Raw genomic sequence first — 14,050 nt, 5'->3', positions numbered from 1 at the left:
ATCATGAAATCTGATAAAAATACCTTATTCCAGGCTGATCAAATGAAGGATGCCTTTGTGCAATCATTCATCAAGCTTGATCCACGTATACTGGTACGCAACCCTGTTATGTTCACCGTGGAGATAGGAACTGTTGTAATGCTTATTGTAACCATATTCTCTTTCACCAATACCGGCCAGGGTGGCTGGGGTTATAACTTTACTATATTTTTAGTACTGTTCCTGACCGTACTGTTTGCCAACTTTGCCGAAGCAATTGCCGAAGCACGTGGCAAGGCACAAGCCGAAAGCTTACGCAAAACCAGGTCTGAAACTCCGGCCCGTTTACTGGTGGATGGTAAGGAACAAACCATCATGTCGTCCCTCCTAAAAAAAGGCGACATATTTATTTGCGAAACAAATGATACCATCCCTACCGATGGCGAGATCATTGAAGGTATTGCAACCATTGATGAATCTGCTATAACAGGTGAATCTGCCCCGGTTATCCGTGAATCAGGCGGTGATAAATCATCCGTAACAGGTGGTACAAAAGTATTATCCGACAGGATTAAGGTCCAGGTTACTACACAACCCGGCGAAAGCTTCCTGGATAAAATGATTGCGTTGGTTGAAGGTGCATCCCGCCAGAAAACACCTAATGAAATTGCGTTAACAATTTTATTAGCCGGTTTCACGCTGATATTCGTGATTGTTTGTATCACGCTGAAACCGTTTGGCGACTATGCTAACACGCCGATAACCATCGCAGCATTCATATCCTTGTTTGTTTGTTTGATACCCACAACTATCGGTGGCCTTTTATCGGCCATCGGTATTGCGGGCATGGACAGGGCATTACGTGCCAACGTGATCACCAAATCGGGCAAAGCAGTTGAAACTGCCGGCGACTTAGATGTGCTTTTGTTAGATAAAACAGGCACCATCACCATTGGTAACCGTAAGGCAACCAATTTTTACCCTGCAACCGGTGTAAATGAAGCCGACTTTATCAAAGCCTGCGTATTAAGCTCATTAGCCGATGAAACACCTGAAGGTAAATCAATTGTTGAGCTGGCTGAACAGAATAAAAACATGGTAGTAACCAAAGCGCCTGAAAACTCAGTATTTATCAAGTTTACAGCCGAAACACGCTCAAGCGGGTTAGATACACCTGACGGCACACGTGTACGTAAAGGCGCATTTGATTCTATCCGTACCATGGCAATCAAAGCCGGTCATGCTTTTCCTGCGGAAGTTGAAGTAAATGTAAAAACCATCGCATCTAACGGAGGTACGCCTTTGGTTGTATCACAAAACGAAGAAATATTAGGTGTTATTGAGCTACAGGATATCATTAAACCCGGCATTGCCGAACGTTTTGAGCGTTTGCGCCGCATGGGTGTAAAAACCGTAATGGTAACCGGCGATAACCCGTTAACAGCCAAATTTATCGCTGAAAAGGCCGGTGTGGATGATTTTATCGCAGAAGCAAAACCGGAAGATAAAATGAACTATATTAAGGTTGAGCAGCAGCAAGGCAAACTGGTAGCCATGATGGGCGACGGTACAAACGATGCCCCCGCATTGGCCCAGGCAGATGTAGGTGTAGCCATGAACAGCGGTACACAGGCAGCCAAAGAAGCCGGTAACATGGTGGATTTGGATAATGACCCTACCAAGCTAATCGAGATCGTTGAAATTGGCAAACAGTTATTGATGACCCGTGGCACGTTGACCACCTTCTCTATCGCTAACGATGTGGCCAAATACTTTGCTATTGTGCCTGCATTGTTTATGGTGTCAATACCTGCATTAAGGTCATTGAATATTATGGATCTGCACAGCCCGCAATCGGCAATTTTATCAGCAGTAATATTTAATGCCATTATCATCCCGCTACTTATCCCATTGGCTTTACGCGGTGTGGAATATAAAGCGATAGGTGCAAGTGCTTTGTTACGCCGTAACTTATTGATCTACGGTTTGGGCGGTGTACTTATCCCGTTCATAGGCATTAAACTGATCGACTTAGCAGTAGGTGTATTTTTATAATATAGATGTGCGTATTGAGATGCTAAATATGAGACAGGATCTCATTTTAACATTTCATACCCACGAAAAATTAAAATAAAAAAGAGAACAGACAAGGTGTCTTAAATCTCAAATCTAATATCTCAAATCTCAAGAAAATGAAATCGTTTTTCTTACCATCCCTAAAACTAACTGTCATACTGATAGTGTTATTAGCAGGAATATATCCATTGGCAATTGCCGGTTTAGGCAAGTTTGCACCGGGCCACGGCGATGGCGAAACAGTTATTTACAATGGCCGTGTTGTTGGCTTTGCCAATATCGGTCAAAAATTTACTAAGGATAAATACTTTTGGTCGCGCCCTTCAGCTGCCAATTACCAGGCTGATGCAGGTGCGGGATCAAACAAGGGCCCAAGCAATCCTGATTATCTAAAAAGTGTGGACGCGGTTATCGATACTTTTTTAAAGCACAACCCAACTGTAACCCGCGCACAAATTCCTGCCGAATTAGTAACTTCATCTGGCAGTGGTTTGGATCCGGACTTGTCACCGGCTGGTGCCGAGATACAGATTGCACGTATTGCTAAGGTTAGAAATATCCCTGCTGATAAGATCAGCAGCCTGATAGCTGCTAATACCGAAAAGCCATTGTTAGGTTTATTCGGGCCTGCTAAAGTGAACGTTTTGAAATTGAATGTGGCTTTAGATGAAATGAAATAAGTTTTTTTGTTATTTCGACCGGAGGAAAAAATCTTCTTCAATATGCAAAGCGGCTATGCAAGTCGAAGAAGGTTTCTCCCTCCGGTCGAAATGACAATTAGAATTAAGACTAATCATGAGTGAAGAAGATCTAAAAGAACAATCTGTTGAACACTTCCTGGAGTTGGTGAAACGCTCCAGGCGGGGAAAGTTCAAGATCTATATTGGTATGAGCGCCGGTGTGGGTAAAACCTACCGTATGCTGCAGGAAGCGCATGCCCTGCAACGCAATGGGATTGATGTTCAAGTAGGTTATATTGAGACTCATAATCGTGCAGAAACGCATGCACTTATTGATGGCTTAAAATTTATTCCCCGCCGTAAGATATTTTATAAAGGCAAGGAATTGGAGGAGATGGACGCCCAACAGATCATCAACCGCCACCCGGAAGTGGTTATTGTGGATGAGTTGGCCCATAGTAACATAGAGGGCAGCAAGAACGGCAAGCGCTGGCAGGACGTACTGGATATTCTGGAATCAGGCATTAGCGTGATATCGGCAGTAAACATACAGCACCTGGAGAGTTTAAATGAAGAGATCGAGTCTATTACAGGCATCGCGATTACCGAACGTATTCCCGATAAAGTGCTTGAGCTGGCAGATGAGATAGTCAACATTGATTTAACCGCCGATGAATTGATCGATAGGTTAAAAGATGGCAAGATTTACGAAAAATCAAAAGTTGAGCGTGCCTTACAAAATTTTTTTCGGAGTGATAAGATACTGCAATTGCGCGAGATCGCACTAAAGGAAGTCGCTCATCATTTGGAGCGTAAGATCAGCATCGAGATACCGAAACAAATTAAATTACGCCCAGAACGATTCCTCGCCTGTATCTCATCAAACGCCGAAACATCGAAAATAGTAATCAGAAAAACGGCACGTTTAGCATCCTATTTTCACGCGCCCTGGATAGTACTTTATGTACAAAGCAGCAGCGAAAGTTTAGATAAGATTAAACTCGATAAGCAACGTCATTTGATCAACAATTTTAAACTGGCTACCGAACTTGGAGCCGAATTATTGAAAGTAAAGAGTGATAAAATTACCGCCTCGATAATGCAGGTTGCTTCGGAACGGGAAATAACAACCATTTGTATAGGTAAACCGCATTTGAACCTTTTCCAGGTAATCTTGAGAACAACTGTATTTAATGAGCTGCTGAAAAATTTGGCAGCTACTGAAACTGATTTAGTGATACTGTCATGAAAGTAAAAAACAAACTTCGTTTAGGCTTTGGCTTTTTGTTTATTGTTGTCATTTTTTTTGGCACAATATCCCTGTTTTATATTAACCAGATCTCTAACAGCGCTAAAGTTATTTTAAAGGATAATTATGAATCCCTTAACTACGTAAGCGAAATGCGCACTGTACTGGACGAGGAGAACCTCCCCTTATCATATGCGGCGATAAGCCATTTTAACCAGCAATTGGTTAAGGAGGAACATAATATTACCGAAGTTGGCGAATTGGAATCCGCACGTGGTTTACGTGCAGCATTTACCCAATTGCAAAACAAATCAACCACGCTACCACAGCTAACCGATGCCGAAAAAGTGGCACGGCGGTTTTTACGTAATATTGAAACGCAAAACATGAAAGCCATTGTCCGTAAAAATGAAAAGGCACATGCATCGGTTGAAGAAGCAACCATTTTCCTGGGCCTTGCCGGCACGTTCACTTTCCTTGTATTATTTAGTTTTAGTGTTAACTTCCCTAACATCATATCAGAGCCTTTAAATACTTTGTTAACAGGTATCAGGGAAATAAGTCAAAAGAATTACGGACAGCGTATACACTTTGAAAAAAATGATGAGTTTGCAGAAGTTGCCGATGAATTTAACAACATGGCAACCCGGCTAAACGACTGGGAGAATAGCAACCTGTCAAAGATCATGTCGCAAAAGCAGCGGATTGAAACTATTATTGAGCAAATGCATGATGCCATTATCGGTATTAATGAAAATCAAAAAATATTATTCATCAATACCGCCGCGAAAAGTATTTTAAACCTAACCGAGCAAAAGATAGAGGGCAAAGCGGTTGCCGAATTGGTAAAGGATAATGATTTGTTCAAATCTATAATCGAAGAAAAAAATGCAGGAAAACCATTTAAAATTGTGGTTAATGGCAAGGATTCACACTTCCAGCTGGAGACCCGTGAGATAACTGTACCAAACCTGGCTCCAAATGAAAATTCGCCGGTAAACATTGCGAGCAAATCTGCAGGTAAAGTTTTTATCCTGCGGAATATAACCGAATTTAAGGAACGGGATGAGGCTAAAAGTAATTTTATCGCTACTATCTCGCATGAATTAAAAACACCGATATCAGCCATAAAAATGAGCTCGAAATTACTGGCAGATAACCGGGTTGGTTCCTTAAACAGCGAACAGGAGCAATTGGTGCAGCACATTAGCGGCGATGCAGAACGCCTGCTCAAAATAACCTATGAATTGCTCGATCTGTCGCAAGTGGAAACCGGGAATATCCAGTTGAATTTTGTAAAGACAGATCCGGACAAGATCATTGATTACGCGATTAAAGCGGTGAAATTTGAGGCAGATCAAAAGGGTGTAGTAATTGAACAACATATTGATACAAATGCACCTGCCGTAAACGCCGATGTAGAAAAAACAGCCTGGATCATGATCAATTTTCTATCGAATGCTTTACGTTATAGCGCCCAAAAATCAAAAATCATTGTAAGTGTTGAACAAAAAAATGGGAATGTTGAATTTGCCGTAAAAGATTATGGCAAAGGAATAGAGGCAAAATACCAGGAGCGCCTGTTTGACCGTTATTTCCAGGTACCTACCGACGGGCAAAATAAATCAGGTTCAGGATTAGGTTTAGCTATATCCAAAGAATTTATATCAGCCCAGGGCGGCCAAATAGGTTTGGAAAGCGAAGTTGGTGCAGGCAGCAGGTTTTATTTTAGCTTACCAACTTATATGGCAAGCAAAGCCTGAGTAAGCAGATGATCATCAAAGGAGCGATTTATCTCCAAACTTTAAGCTTAGCTTGAAAATTATCTTTTTTACCCAAGTACATGAAAGCCTTTAATCAAAAGATTAAAGGCTTTCATATTTTAATTTTTGGTGTAAAAGCAAAAAAGCCTCTTAGATTACTCTAAAAGGCTTCTTACTTACTGGGTAGCCCCAATCGGACTAAACTCGAACCGCTTTCTAGAGAATTTGAAGTCCATAGCTGCTTTTTCAGCTATGTAATAATATTGATAATCAATCATTTGATGTAATGAACATTTGTAAACACGCAATATATACTTAACATAATATGTAAATTACTATTGTATGATTATGATTAGGGTTGAACCCATTTGGGAGACTCTTATTACGAGCATCCGAAGGGTTCACAGCTTTCCTAATCACATTTAAATCGTTTTAAATCCTTGGTAGTCGACTAAATAATTGCAATTATACTTATTCTGTATATTCACCGAAAGTATTATAAGATGAATTCATTCATTGCTTTTGTGCCTTCAATAGTACCTGCTTATTTACATAATCCATTCCCTGCTGAAAAAGTAGGGACTCAAACATCTTTTTTATGTTGTTTCAGATATTCTGTTAATTCGAGGTGTGCTTTAGCAGAAACAGTGATGTAATCAACGCCTATACCATGGAACATAATAATTCCCAAACCTCCGCTTTGTTGTACCCCTTTTACAAAGGCGACCAGTTGCGCCCCTGTTTCGCCCCCATCCAGTCCCTAGGATGGTATTCGCAAAGAATCAAGGTGCTGTAAGTCTGTGATTACTGAACTGTTATCGCCCCCAGCACGGGCATATTTAATTAGCATATATTTTCGCAGGGTATCTACGTAATCTTTACCTCCAACAATGTCTCTGCGCAAGGGTAAGCGAAAGTACGGTGGGTTTTGCCGTCAACAGCATATAGGAAGTAATCCATTACTTCAATTTCCCTGATGATCTGATAAGCAGTGTAAGGTTCGGATGGTACCGGATTATCTTCAGTGCCGGAACAAGGGTGGAACACCGTATGGTTTCCCAACTCAAATCCTTTTTTGCTGCCACACGCCAACGTGGGATACTCAGGCTGTCAATATCGCTAGTTAGTAAAACGTAGCTTTTAATTTTGCTTTTTCCATTTGGGGTATGGCAGTATTCAGTTGCGAAGGCAATGCGTCATCATACGTTAGATAATTGCACATTGATGATTTTCAGGCCAATGAATTTGTTGTGCTTTCGTAGAAAGCCCAATGAGTAACAAGAAGGAAAGCAATATTTTCATGAATATCAGGATTTTAATAATTGTAATATATGATCAGAAAGGGCAAACGACTGGTCTGCCCAAATTACGGCCAGTCCGCTGAAAACTATCGTAATGAGTTCTATGGTAAACCTTTTTACTACCGCCTTATCTTTTACTGCTCTCCAGATGATGGGTAAATTAATCACCGCGTTTTCCAATGAAGATAAAATAGCAACACTAGCGGCAACAGACGCGTTTAACTGGCTATGCCCGGCTAACGTTACCTGAATTTCAACCAAATATAATATCATTGTTGATAACAAGTATTGTTTCATACAATAAAGAAACGAGCAAGGGATGCTAGTTAAGATTGAAGATATCTTTCACTTTATTAGAATCGATAGGTTTTGAGAGAAACCCAGATACAGATGAGTTCTCCAAAGTTTTTTTTATGTCATCAGTGAATATAGATGATGACAAAACATAAATTTTTGTTGTTCTTGTATTATCCAAAGATAGATTATTGTATTCATCTAAAAATTCAAAGCCATCCATGACAGGCATTGATAGATCCAAAAAAATATAGTCAGGAAGATTTTGTGGATTGGAAACTACGAGTTTTCTTAGGCTTTGTAGCGCTTTCAACCCATTTTTACAAGTACTGATATTTACATCTGACAAAATATTAGTCAGCGTTATTTTAGCTATAAAAGTATCTAATTCTTCATCATCAATAATTAACACATTTGCACTCATATAGGTAATATTCTTTTAATTAAAACCTATTTTCAGTAAATTAGTTTCTATTAATTTATAATTTTAACTATTTTAAGAATATTCTAAATCATTTAGTTGTGCTTATTTGCTTAATCTCCTTTATAATTTCTTTAGGAATGTCTTTTTTGATTATAGTAATTTCTCTTCCATTGATTTCTACACAATTCAGAATCCAAATATCTTGAATATTAAAATAATCATCATACTTGATTTCTATTTTGACAAGATTCTTTATAATTTCAAGGTCGCTCATAAAATAGGTGATTAACTTAATAATAGTATAATACTAATCTAACTACCCTCTCTTAATTTTCAGAAATTAAATAAACAATAAACGAAATGAACAAAAAGCCTTAATTAATGACTGGCTCATATGACGCATTACTTATATTGGATTAATATTATTTTAAATTGCATCAATAAGTTGCTCTTTTCAATTCGCCATTTTATAATGAGGATAAGGACTCTCCGGAAAAGTAAAATGTGTATAATGGATTAAAATGAGTTAGGATTATGAGATAATTATTTCACAGATTAGCTTATAGAGGCGACAAATCAAATTAATGTTCGATTTCGTCACAGTATTTCAGCGGCCGCTCTTAATATTAAAAAACTAAACACATTTTTAACTTTTAAGCTTCTGACTTCGCCAAAAGCTTTCTAAATCGGAAGAAATAAGCACAAAGTTGGCGCTTGTTATCGGTTTGGAAAAAAAATTTTTAACAAAAGGAAATGTAAAAGCCTTAGCTCTATCATTTTTATCAATAGATGCAGAAATAATATAAACAATAAGTTTTTTTATCAATGACTCGTATTCATTATTTAAAGCCTCTAGAACATCCCAGCCGTCAAACTGCGGCATACTTAAATCTAAAAAAATAACATCTGGTAAATCTTCAAGATGCTTTTTATTATTCTGAATGTATTTGATTATAGACTCGCCTGAGTCAAATCTTTTGATGTTCTCAAAAATTGGATTTTTCTTTAAAACGGTCATCATGATGAACTGATCAACAGTATTGTCATCAACAAGAAAAAGTGTGTGCATACGGGTATTTCATTAATAATCAAATAAGACTTTATTAAACAGCAAATTTTAACTAGTTATGAATAAACAAAAGTAAATGAGGTATAATAATCAATGTACTTTAAAATAAATAGAGAAATCAATTATCGATCTTAATTGGTTTTCTATAAATATAGATCTTAATTAGTTTTTTATATATCTAATAATTAAATTTACAATAAAATAAAAAAGGTCGACGAAAATATTATCATGGACCGGAGATTGCTCAATTATTATTTAAAAAAATACTATGTTCAATCAAAAAGATCCACTTTTTTATTGTTTTAATCCCAATTGTGCGAATTCCATCGCGAATGTTGAAATTCCTTTTCTGGTAAGGGTTAATATTCAAACCGCACTTGTCAACAATTTAAATTGTTCATTTTGTGCCGAAGAATTGATTTCGCCTATTTTGAATTTGATGACACAAAGCATATTAGAGCTCATAAATAATGAGCAAACCAATGTGATGTTGTTAGACGACGATTTAATGTTCCATCACTTTGTCAAAAAATTATTTAATGAGGATTTAATAAATGCATCTTACTTCACTGATGGATTTGATTTATTGAATAAAGTTGCCTCAAATATCGACAACGAGCAAATATTACCTGATATTATTTTTTTAGACCTGAATATGCCAGTGCTAGATGGATGGGCCTTTTTAGAGTTATTTAAAACGGTCACTAAAAATTTGACAAAAGAAATTGAGATTTATATAATTTCCAATAGTATCGAATCTGAAATAGACCTTTCACTATTTCCTTTTGTTAAATGTTTCATTTCAAAAAGTTTAACAATTCGTTTTTTTAAGAGTTTAAACTTAGAATTAGCAGAACGTAAGAGTTATAGACCAATTATTACATTAAATTATTAAAGTAAGTTTTCCAAATAAGATTATATTTATAATCATTTAATGTTAGATTATTCCCAATCTTTACAAGCAAATTCAAAAATATGTTCCTTAGTAAATGGCTTGGTAATAAATTCTTTTACGAAAGCATATCCCTTAGATTTAATTACATCTATTGGGTTTATTGACGAAGAAACAATATACACATTAATTTTTTTCGCCAAAATTGGATAAATGGTTTTTAGTGCGTTAAGAACATCCCATCCATTAAATGTTGGCATATTTAAATCAAGGAAAACCGTGTCCGGCAAAAAATCCCTCTCTTTAGCATGCTCATTTATATAGTTTATGAATGACAATCCTCCGTTGTAGTAAGTAACGGTACTAAACTTAGAATATTTTTTTAAATTGTGATTAACTATTAAGAAATCTAATTCATTATCATCAACTACTACAAGAGAACTCATACTTTTTATTACTAATTATGCAATTACAATACCAAGAATTTTATAATGTTAATAGCCAAAATTTAGATTTAATTATAAAACAATTGGGTAAAAAAATGGAGTCTTGTTATTTTTAAATTCTTGAATTACAAAAAACAAAATGGCACTTATCAAAAATCGATCATCCTGACTTCTACTTTTAAATTTCAAAAAAAGGTGATAAGGTTTATTAATTTAATTTTACTACCATACTAATTAAATGCAAGTATTTAAGCTTTGATGTGTAAACTTTAGAATTTACAATTATCTATTTAAGTCGAAACAAAAGCTACTTTATCTAGTTAAAATATCATAAATAAAAAAAACTCTAAACCAGAATTAAGACTATCATATCAGTTCTAAAAATAAGTAATTATCAATAATTCAAGATTACCGTCAAAAGATTTTCAAAAAATTATATTTACAAGAAAATATTTATTCATTCTTGTCTAAAAAAACTTAATTAAAAACATATATCCGTGTTAAAGAAAATTACATTCGCTTTTTTTATAACAATTTTTATTTCTATAAATTTTATTGAGGCACAAACTTATTCATTAGGAGTATATGGAGGGCCCGAATCTAGAAATTTGAGTTATGGTTCGAATTCTTTAAAAAAATTAGATCTTGGATTCAATGCTGGCGCTCTAATTGAGTTTCAAGCATTCGGAAATTTCTCATTTCAATCTGGAATTGATTATTCAAATCAAGGAAGTAAAAAAGGAGGGTTTGTATCTACGAGCAATTACCCAAACACCACAAGTAATGATGCAACTTTTGCTAAACTAAATTACCTAGATGTCCCGCTGTTAATTAAATTTAATTATACATTTTCGGAAAATTCTCAAATTTCTATTTACACTTCGGCAGGTGGATATGTCGGTTATCTACTTTCGGCAAATGAATTTTTTCTAACACAAGATCAAAACTCGATAAATGCTTCCATAAACGTAAAATCTGAATTAAATGAGTTAAACGTCGGCGTAGAGTATATATTAGGTTTTAAAAAATACTTTGATTCAAATAACATTTTTATACAGGGTATTGGCAAATATGGATTAGTGACTATCCAAAAAAACAAAAATAGGGGAGGAAATTATTCTGGATCAGCCGGCCTTAATTTTGGATTCACGTTTCCGATTAATTTGAGTGAAGAAAACAATGGTCATCTTAAACCGGATTAATTTAAATCAAATGGCACTACTTATCTTGTTAAATAATTTAATTTTTATTCAAGTATTTGAATAAAAAATTTCAACATCAGTCAATTTGCAATTGCCTAAATGAGTAAAGAATTCAACTATATGGGGAATTAATTCTACCAAATGTTTATTAATTTGAAAATATTTATATCAATATTTCAATGGCATATATATTGCCTGTTAATTATTACGCAATATCTAAATTTTTATTTTATGATTATTTTATTGGTAGTGTTGACATTTTATCTTTTTGGCTGGTTCTTTTTTAAAGAAGTGCATAAAGAAAGCTGAACTCAAAATGAATCTACAAATCCTGAATTTTTAAAACATCTTATGAAAAAAATCTACAAATCTATCTTAATAGTTATTGTAACTTGCAGTTGCCTTTTTTGTAAAGCGCAGGTCTATAAAGCGCCGCAAGATACAGCAGCTACGAAACGCTATCCTAATGAATCTCTCACAACTTTTTCAGTTAAAACACAAATGCTGGAAAATGATTCCAGGTTATTAGATATTGCTTCCAGGGCATCAATCATTTTAAAGGACACAAGTAAGTATGATAGAAAGCAAGGCTTACCATTAATCAAAATATTCAACAATGATGATTTAACATATGTGAAAGATCAGGGCACTAATGGTATAATTGCTTTGTTTCATTTAATAAACCAAAACCTTCCTAAAGGAGAATTAATTTCCTTTAAAACTGATGATATAGAGACTATTATTGATGCTAATAATCCTCTAGAATTAAAGAATTTAAAAGCAACGATAGCTGAAAGGCCTGCTTCTATAGGTGAGCCATTGTGGAAAAGCAATATTTATACTGCATATCTAGCAAGGGATTATGGTACAAAATTATCTAATACTATCACGCAAACAACTGCAATAACTGAAATTCGACAAAATAAAAATTTAGAACTGATTGATTATGACGGAAAACCAGTCACTTTAGGAAGCATTTCAGCCCGTAATAAAACAGAAAAGGATGCGGTTCTTGACTTCAGAAATCATACCTTTCCAAATAGCAGAATTTCCTTAGCAAATGCAAATGAAAATTATAAAAGGGCACTCTTTGCGCTAATATCAGCACAAGAAAATTATATCAATAGTAATGCATTAGAAGAGAAGCTAACAGCAGATTTAACTTTAGATTTGTCGAAAGGAAAAGAAAGTAACACTATTATTGCACTTAAAGAAAGTCTTTTTTTTACAGCAAATGTGCCTGGAAGCGACGGACCTGTTCTATTAACGGAGAATAAACTCATTAATCCGGAAGAAATTGCTGCTAATTCAGCAGAGAAAGCGAAAGAGTTAATTATATTGGCTTCATTACATTATGGTCAACGCGACGCTACTAAACTATTGTTTCAATTAATCAATGGTTATGGATCAACTCCCGCACAACAATCCGGTTTTACTGCGAAAAGAGTAAGTGAATTAGCCCAACATGGAACTGAACAATTTACTTCATTGGGATTTCAAAAAAATAAAACTGACAATATTACAAATGCTGATTTGATTTTACTTGCAGTAGCGTCGCCCGATTTGCAGCCTCATGTTATCCCTAAAAGTTACTTAACTGTAATAACAAAAAGCGGAGATACTGTTATCAATAATTCCTCAAGCGAAGAAATTACGCAAATAAACAATTTAAATATATTTAGCCCTAGAATTAGTCTATCAAGTAGACATACAGAATATAGAACTGTTAACGATCCTCTGGGATATGTACCAGATGGCTCCAAAATATCACAGAATGGAGTGGAATTGAGATTGGAAACAGATTTATTCTTTTCTGGATTAGATTCTGTAAATAAAAGAGGAATAAAACCTATTATATATCCAGAGTTTGGCGTTGTTTATGGGATTGGATCAAGAGAGGTAGGATATCAAAATTCAGAGTATACCGGTGCATTTGGCCAAGTACCTAGATTTAATACCCTATATAAAAATTGGGGGGCACATTTGGGGTTGAATATTGGACCAGTGTTAATTGGAGCAGATGCAACCTTGATAAATACACCTGTTGCATCAACTCCAGATCAAAGATATTTTGATTTATCGCAAGGCATGACGTATTATCGTTATGAACTGTTGACACATGTACTATACTTAAAATTGAAAAAAGATCTTCATTTCACCATAGATCTTGATTTAGTTGCTGAAAGTAACAATATTGGGTTTGGGGATAACACAGATGAAGGGACAGATGCGCAAATTAAAAGCGGCCAATGGTATCGTGACTATAATCAAGTACACCCTTCTGGTATTTTTGATAAAACTTTAGCTACAGATTTATTGAATAATGGTGATGTTAAAAGTTCATATGCATCAAGTAACTATGCCGCAATAGATTTAGGTTTACAAAAGAATAATTTTAAATTATCATTAACAGGAGGTTTATATAATATAGATACTAAAGATGGGAACGAAATATATAACACTCATATTGTTAGTAATACTTTAAAAGGAGATTTATTTGGGACCTTTGGAATAACATATTATTTTAATCGTAAAAGTTATAAAACTGTTCATTCAAGAAAAACTTCCTCACAATCCGCAAATCAAAGTAATCTTCAGGAAGCATCATCCAGTAGCGAAACAAAAATTTCCGGACCAAGAAATCATTACATATTTGTAAGTGATAAATAAATAAA

At 35.3% G+C, this 14,050-nt stretch carries 13 protein-coding genes; 7 read left to right on the top strand and 6 right to left on the bottom strand.

The window, feature by feature from the left end:
- Positions 1-3: 3 nt before the first annotated feature.
- The 4 genes from kdpB (at position 4) to ACYZ0U_RS04340 (ending at position 5,747) form a co-directional block, all read left to right on the top strand.
- Complete coding sequence (kdpB, locus tag ACYZ0U_RS04355; protein WP_461450217.1) at positions 4-2,034, top strand: potassium-transporting ATPase subunit KdpB; 2,031 nt, start codon at positions 4-6, stop codon at positions 2,032-2,034.
- A 137-nt stretch (positions 2,035-2,171) separates the two neighbouring features.
- A complete protein-coding gene (locus tag ACYZ0U_RS04350) occupies positions 2,172-2,735 on the top strand; it encodes a K(+)-transporting ATPase subunit C (RefSeq protein ID WP_461450215.1) in 564 nt (187 codons plus the stop codon).
- Positions 2,736-2,850: 115 nt separating this feature from the next.
- On the top strand, positions 2,851-3,984 hold the full coding sequence (locus ACYZ0U_RS04345; RefSeq protein WP_461450213.1) for a sensor protein KdpD: 1,134 nt from the start codon (positions 2,851-2,853) through the stop codon (positions 3,982-3,984).
- Entirely contained in the window at positions 3,981-5,747 is a 1,767-nt protein-coding gene (locus ACYZ0U_RS04340; protein ID WP_461450211.1) for a HAMP domain-containing sensor histidine kinase, read from the top strand. The genes ACYZ0U_RS04345 and ACYZ0U_RS04340 overlap by 4 nt, the downstream gene beginning before the upstream one ends.
- 867 nt (positions 5,748-6,614) lie before the next feature.
- On the opposite strand, the gene ACYZ0U_RS04335 is transcribed toward ACYZ0U_RS04340, so the two are convergent.
- From ACYZ0U_RS04335 to ACYZ0U_RS04315, 5 genes are all read right to left on the bottom strand, one after another.
- Complete coding sequence (locus ACYZ0U_RS04335) at positions 6,615-6,809, bottom strand: hypothetical protein (RefSeq protein WP_461450209.1); 195 nt, start codon at positions 6,807-6,809, stop codon at positions 6,615-6,617.
- A gap of 245 nt (positions 6,810-7,054) precedes the next feature.
- Positions 7,055-7,321 (bottom strand): hypothetical protein, encoded by a 267-nt coding sequence (locus ACYZ0U_RS04330; RefSeq protein WP_461450207.1) that lies wholly within the window; start codon positions 7,319-7,321, stop codon positions 7,055-7,057.
- Positions 7,322-7,370: 49 nt separating this feature from the next.
- On the bottom strand, positions 7,371-7,766 hold the full coding sequence (locus tag ACYZ0U_RS04325; RefSeq protein ID WP_461450205.1) for a response regulator: 396 nt from the start codon (positions 7,764-7,766) through the stop codon (positions 7,371-7,373).
- Between the two features lie 88 nt (positions 7,767-7,854).
- Positions 7,855-8,040: a hypothetical protein gene (locus tag ACYZ0U_RS04320; RefSeq protein WP_461450203.1), complete on the bottom strand. Its 186-nt coding sequence runs from the start codon at positions 8,038-8,040 to the stop codon at positions 7,855-7,857.
- A gap of 372 nt (positions 8,041-8,412) precedes the next feature.
- Entirely contained in the window at positions 8,413-8,835 is a 423-nt protein-coding gene (locus tag ACYZ0U_RS04315) for a response regulator (RefSeq protein ID WP_461450201.1), read from the bottom strand.
- Between the two features lie 268 nt (positions 8,836-9,103).
- On the opposite strand from ACYZ0U_RS04315, the gene ACYZ0U_RS04310 reads away from it, so the two are divergent.
- Entirely contained in the window at positions 9,104-9,730 is a 627-nt protein-coding gene (locus ACYZ0U_RS04310; RefSeq protein WP_461450199.1) for a response regulator, read from the top strand.
- A 47-nt stretch (positions 9,731-9,777) separates the two neighbouring features.
- On the opposite strand, the gene ACYZ0U_RS04305 is transcribed toward ACYZ0U_RS04310, so the two are convergent.
- Positions 9,778-10,173 (bottom strand): response regulator, encoded by a 396-nt coding sequence (locus tag ACYZ0U_RS04305; protein ID WP_461450197.1) that lies wholly within the window; start codon positions 10,171-10,173, stop codon positions 9,778-9,780.
- A 497-nt stretch (positions 10,174-10,670) separates the two neighbouring features.
- Here ACYZ0U_RS04305 and ACYZ0U_RS04300 point away from each other — a divergent pair, with 497 nt between their 5' ends.
- Both ACYZ0U_RS04300 and ACYZ0U_RS04295 read left to right on the top strand, forming a co-directional pair.
- Positions 10,671-11,375, top strand: a complete 705-nt coding sequence (locus tag ACYZ0U_RS04300) for an outer membrane beta-barrel protein (RefSeq protein ID WP_461450195.1) — start codon at positions 10,671-10,673, stop codon at positions 11,373-11,375.
- Between the two features lie 351 nt (positions 11,376-11,726).
- Positions 11,727-14,045: a hypothetical protein gene (locus tag ACYZ0U_RS04295; protein ID WP_461450193.1), complete on the top strand. Its 2,319-nt coding sequence runs from the start codon at positions 11,727-11,729 to the stop codon at positions 14,043-14,045.
- Positions 14,046-14,050 lie beyond the last annotated feature (5 nt).

It is taken from the genome of Mucilaginibacter sp. (assembly GCF_965225845.1).
Classification (GTDB): domain Bacteria; phylum Bacteroidota; class Bacteroidia; order Sphingobacteriales; family Sphingobacteriaceae; genus Mucilaginibacter.
Note: the sequence above shows the minus strand (reverse complement) of the source record. Positions and strands in the feature narration are given on the sequence as shown.

What these genes read in the sequence shown, in the direction of transcription:
- ACYZ0U_RS04305 (WP_461450197.1), bottom strand. Translation starts at nt 10,173, where the DNA reads ATGAGTTCTCTTGTAGTAGTTGATGATAATGAATTAGATTTCTTAATA.
- ACYZ0U_RS04295 (WP_461450193.1), top strand. Translation starts at nt 11,727, where the DNA reads ATGAAAAAAATCTACAAATCTATCTTAATAGTTATTGTAACTTGCAGT.
- kdpB (WP_461450217.1), top strand. Translation starts at nt 4, where the DNA reads ATGAAATCTGATAAAAATACCTTATTCCAGGCTGATCAAATGAAGGAT.
- ACYZ0U_RS04310 (WP_461450199.1), top strand. Translation starts at nt 9,104, where the DNA reads ATGTTCAATCAAAAAGATCCACTTTTTTATTGTTTTAATCCCAATTGT.
- ACYZ0U_RS04345 (WP_461450213.1), top strand. Translation starts at nt 2,851, where the DNA reads ATGAGTGAAGAAGATCTAAAAGAACAATCTGTTGAACACTTCCTGGAG.
- ACYZ0U_RS04315 (WP_461450201.1), bottom strand. Translation starts at nt 8,835, where the DNA reads ATGCACACACTTTTTCTTGTTGATGACAATACTGTTGATCAGTTCATC.
- ACYZ0U_RS04320 (WP_461450203.1), bottom strand. Translation starts at nt 8,040, where the DNA reads ATGAGCGACCTTGAAATTATAAAGAATCTTGTCAAAATAGAAATCAAG.
- ACYZ0U_RS04350 (WP_461450215.1), top strand. Translation starts at nt 2,172, where the DNA reads ATGAAATCGTTTTTCTTACCATCCCTAAAACTAACTGTCATACTGATA.
- ACYZ0U_RS04340 (WP_461450211.1), top strand. Translation starts at nt 3,981, where the DNA reads ATGAAAGTAAAAAACAAACTTCGTTTAGGCTTTGGCTTTTTGTTTATT.
- ACYZ0U_RS04325 (WP_461450205.1), bottom strand. Translation starts at nt 7,766, where the DNA reads ATGAGTGCAAATGTGTTAATTATTGATGATGAAGAATTAGATACTTTT.
- ACYZ0U_RS04330 (WP_461450207.1), bottom strand. Translation starts at nt 7,321, where the DNA reads ATGATATTATATTTGGTTGAAATTCAGGTAACGTTAGCCGGGCATAGC.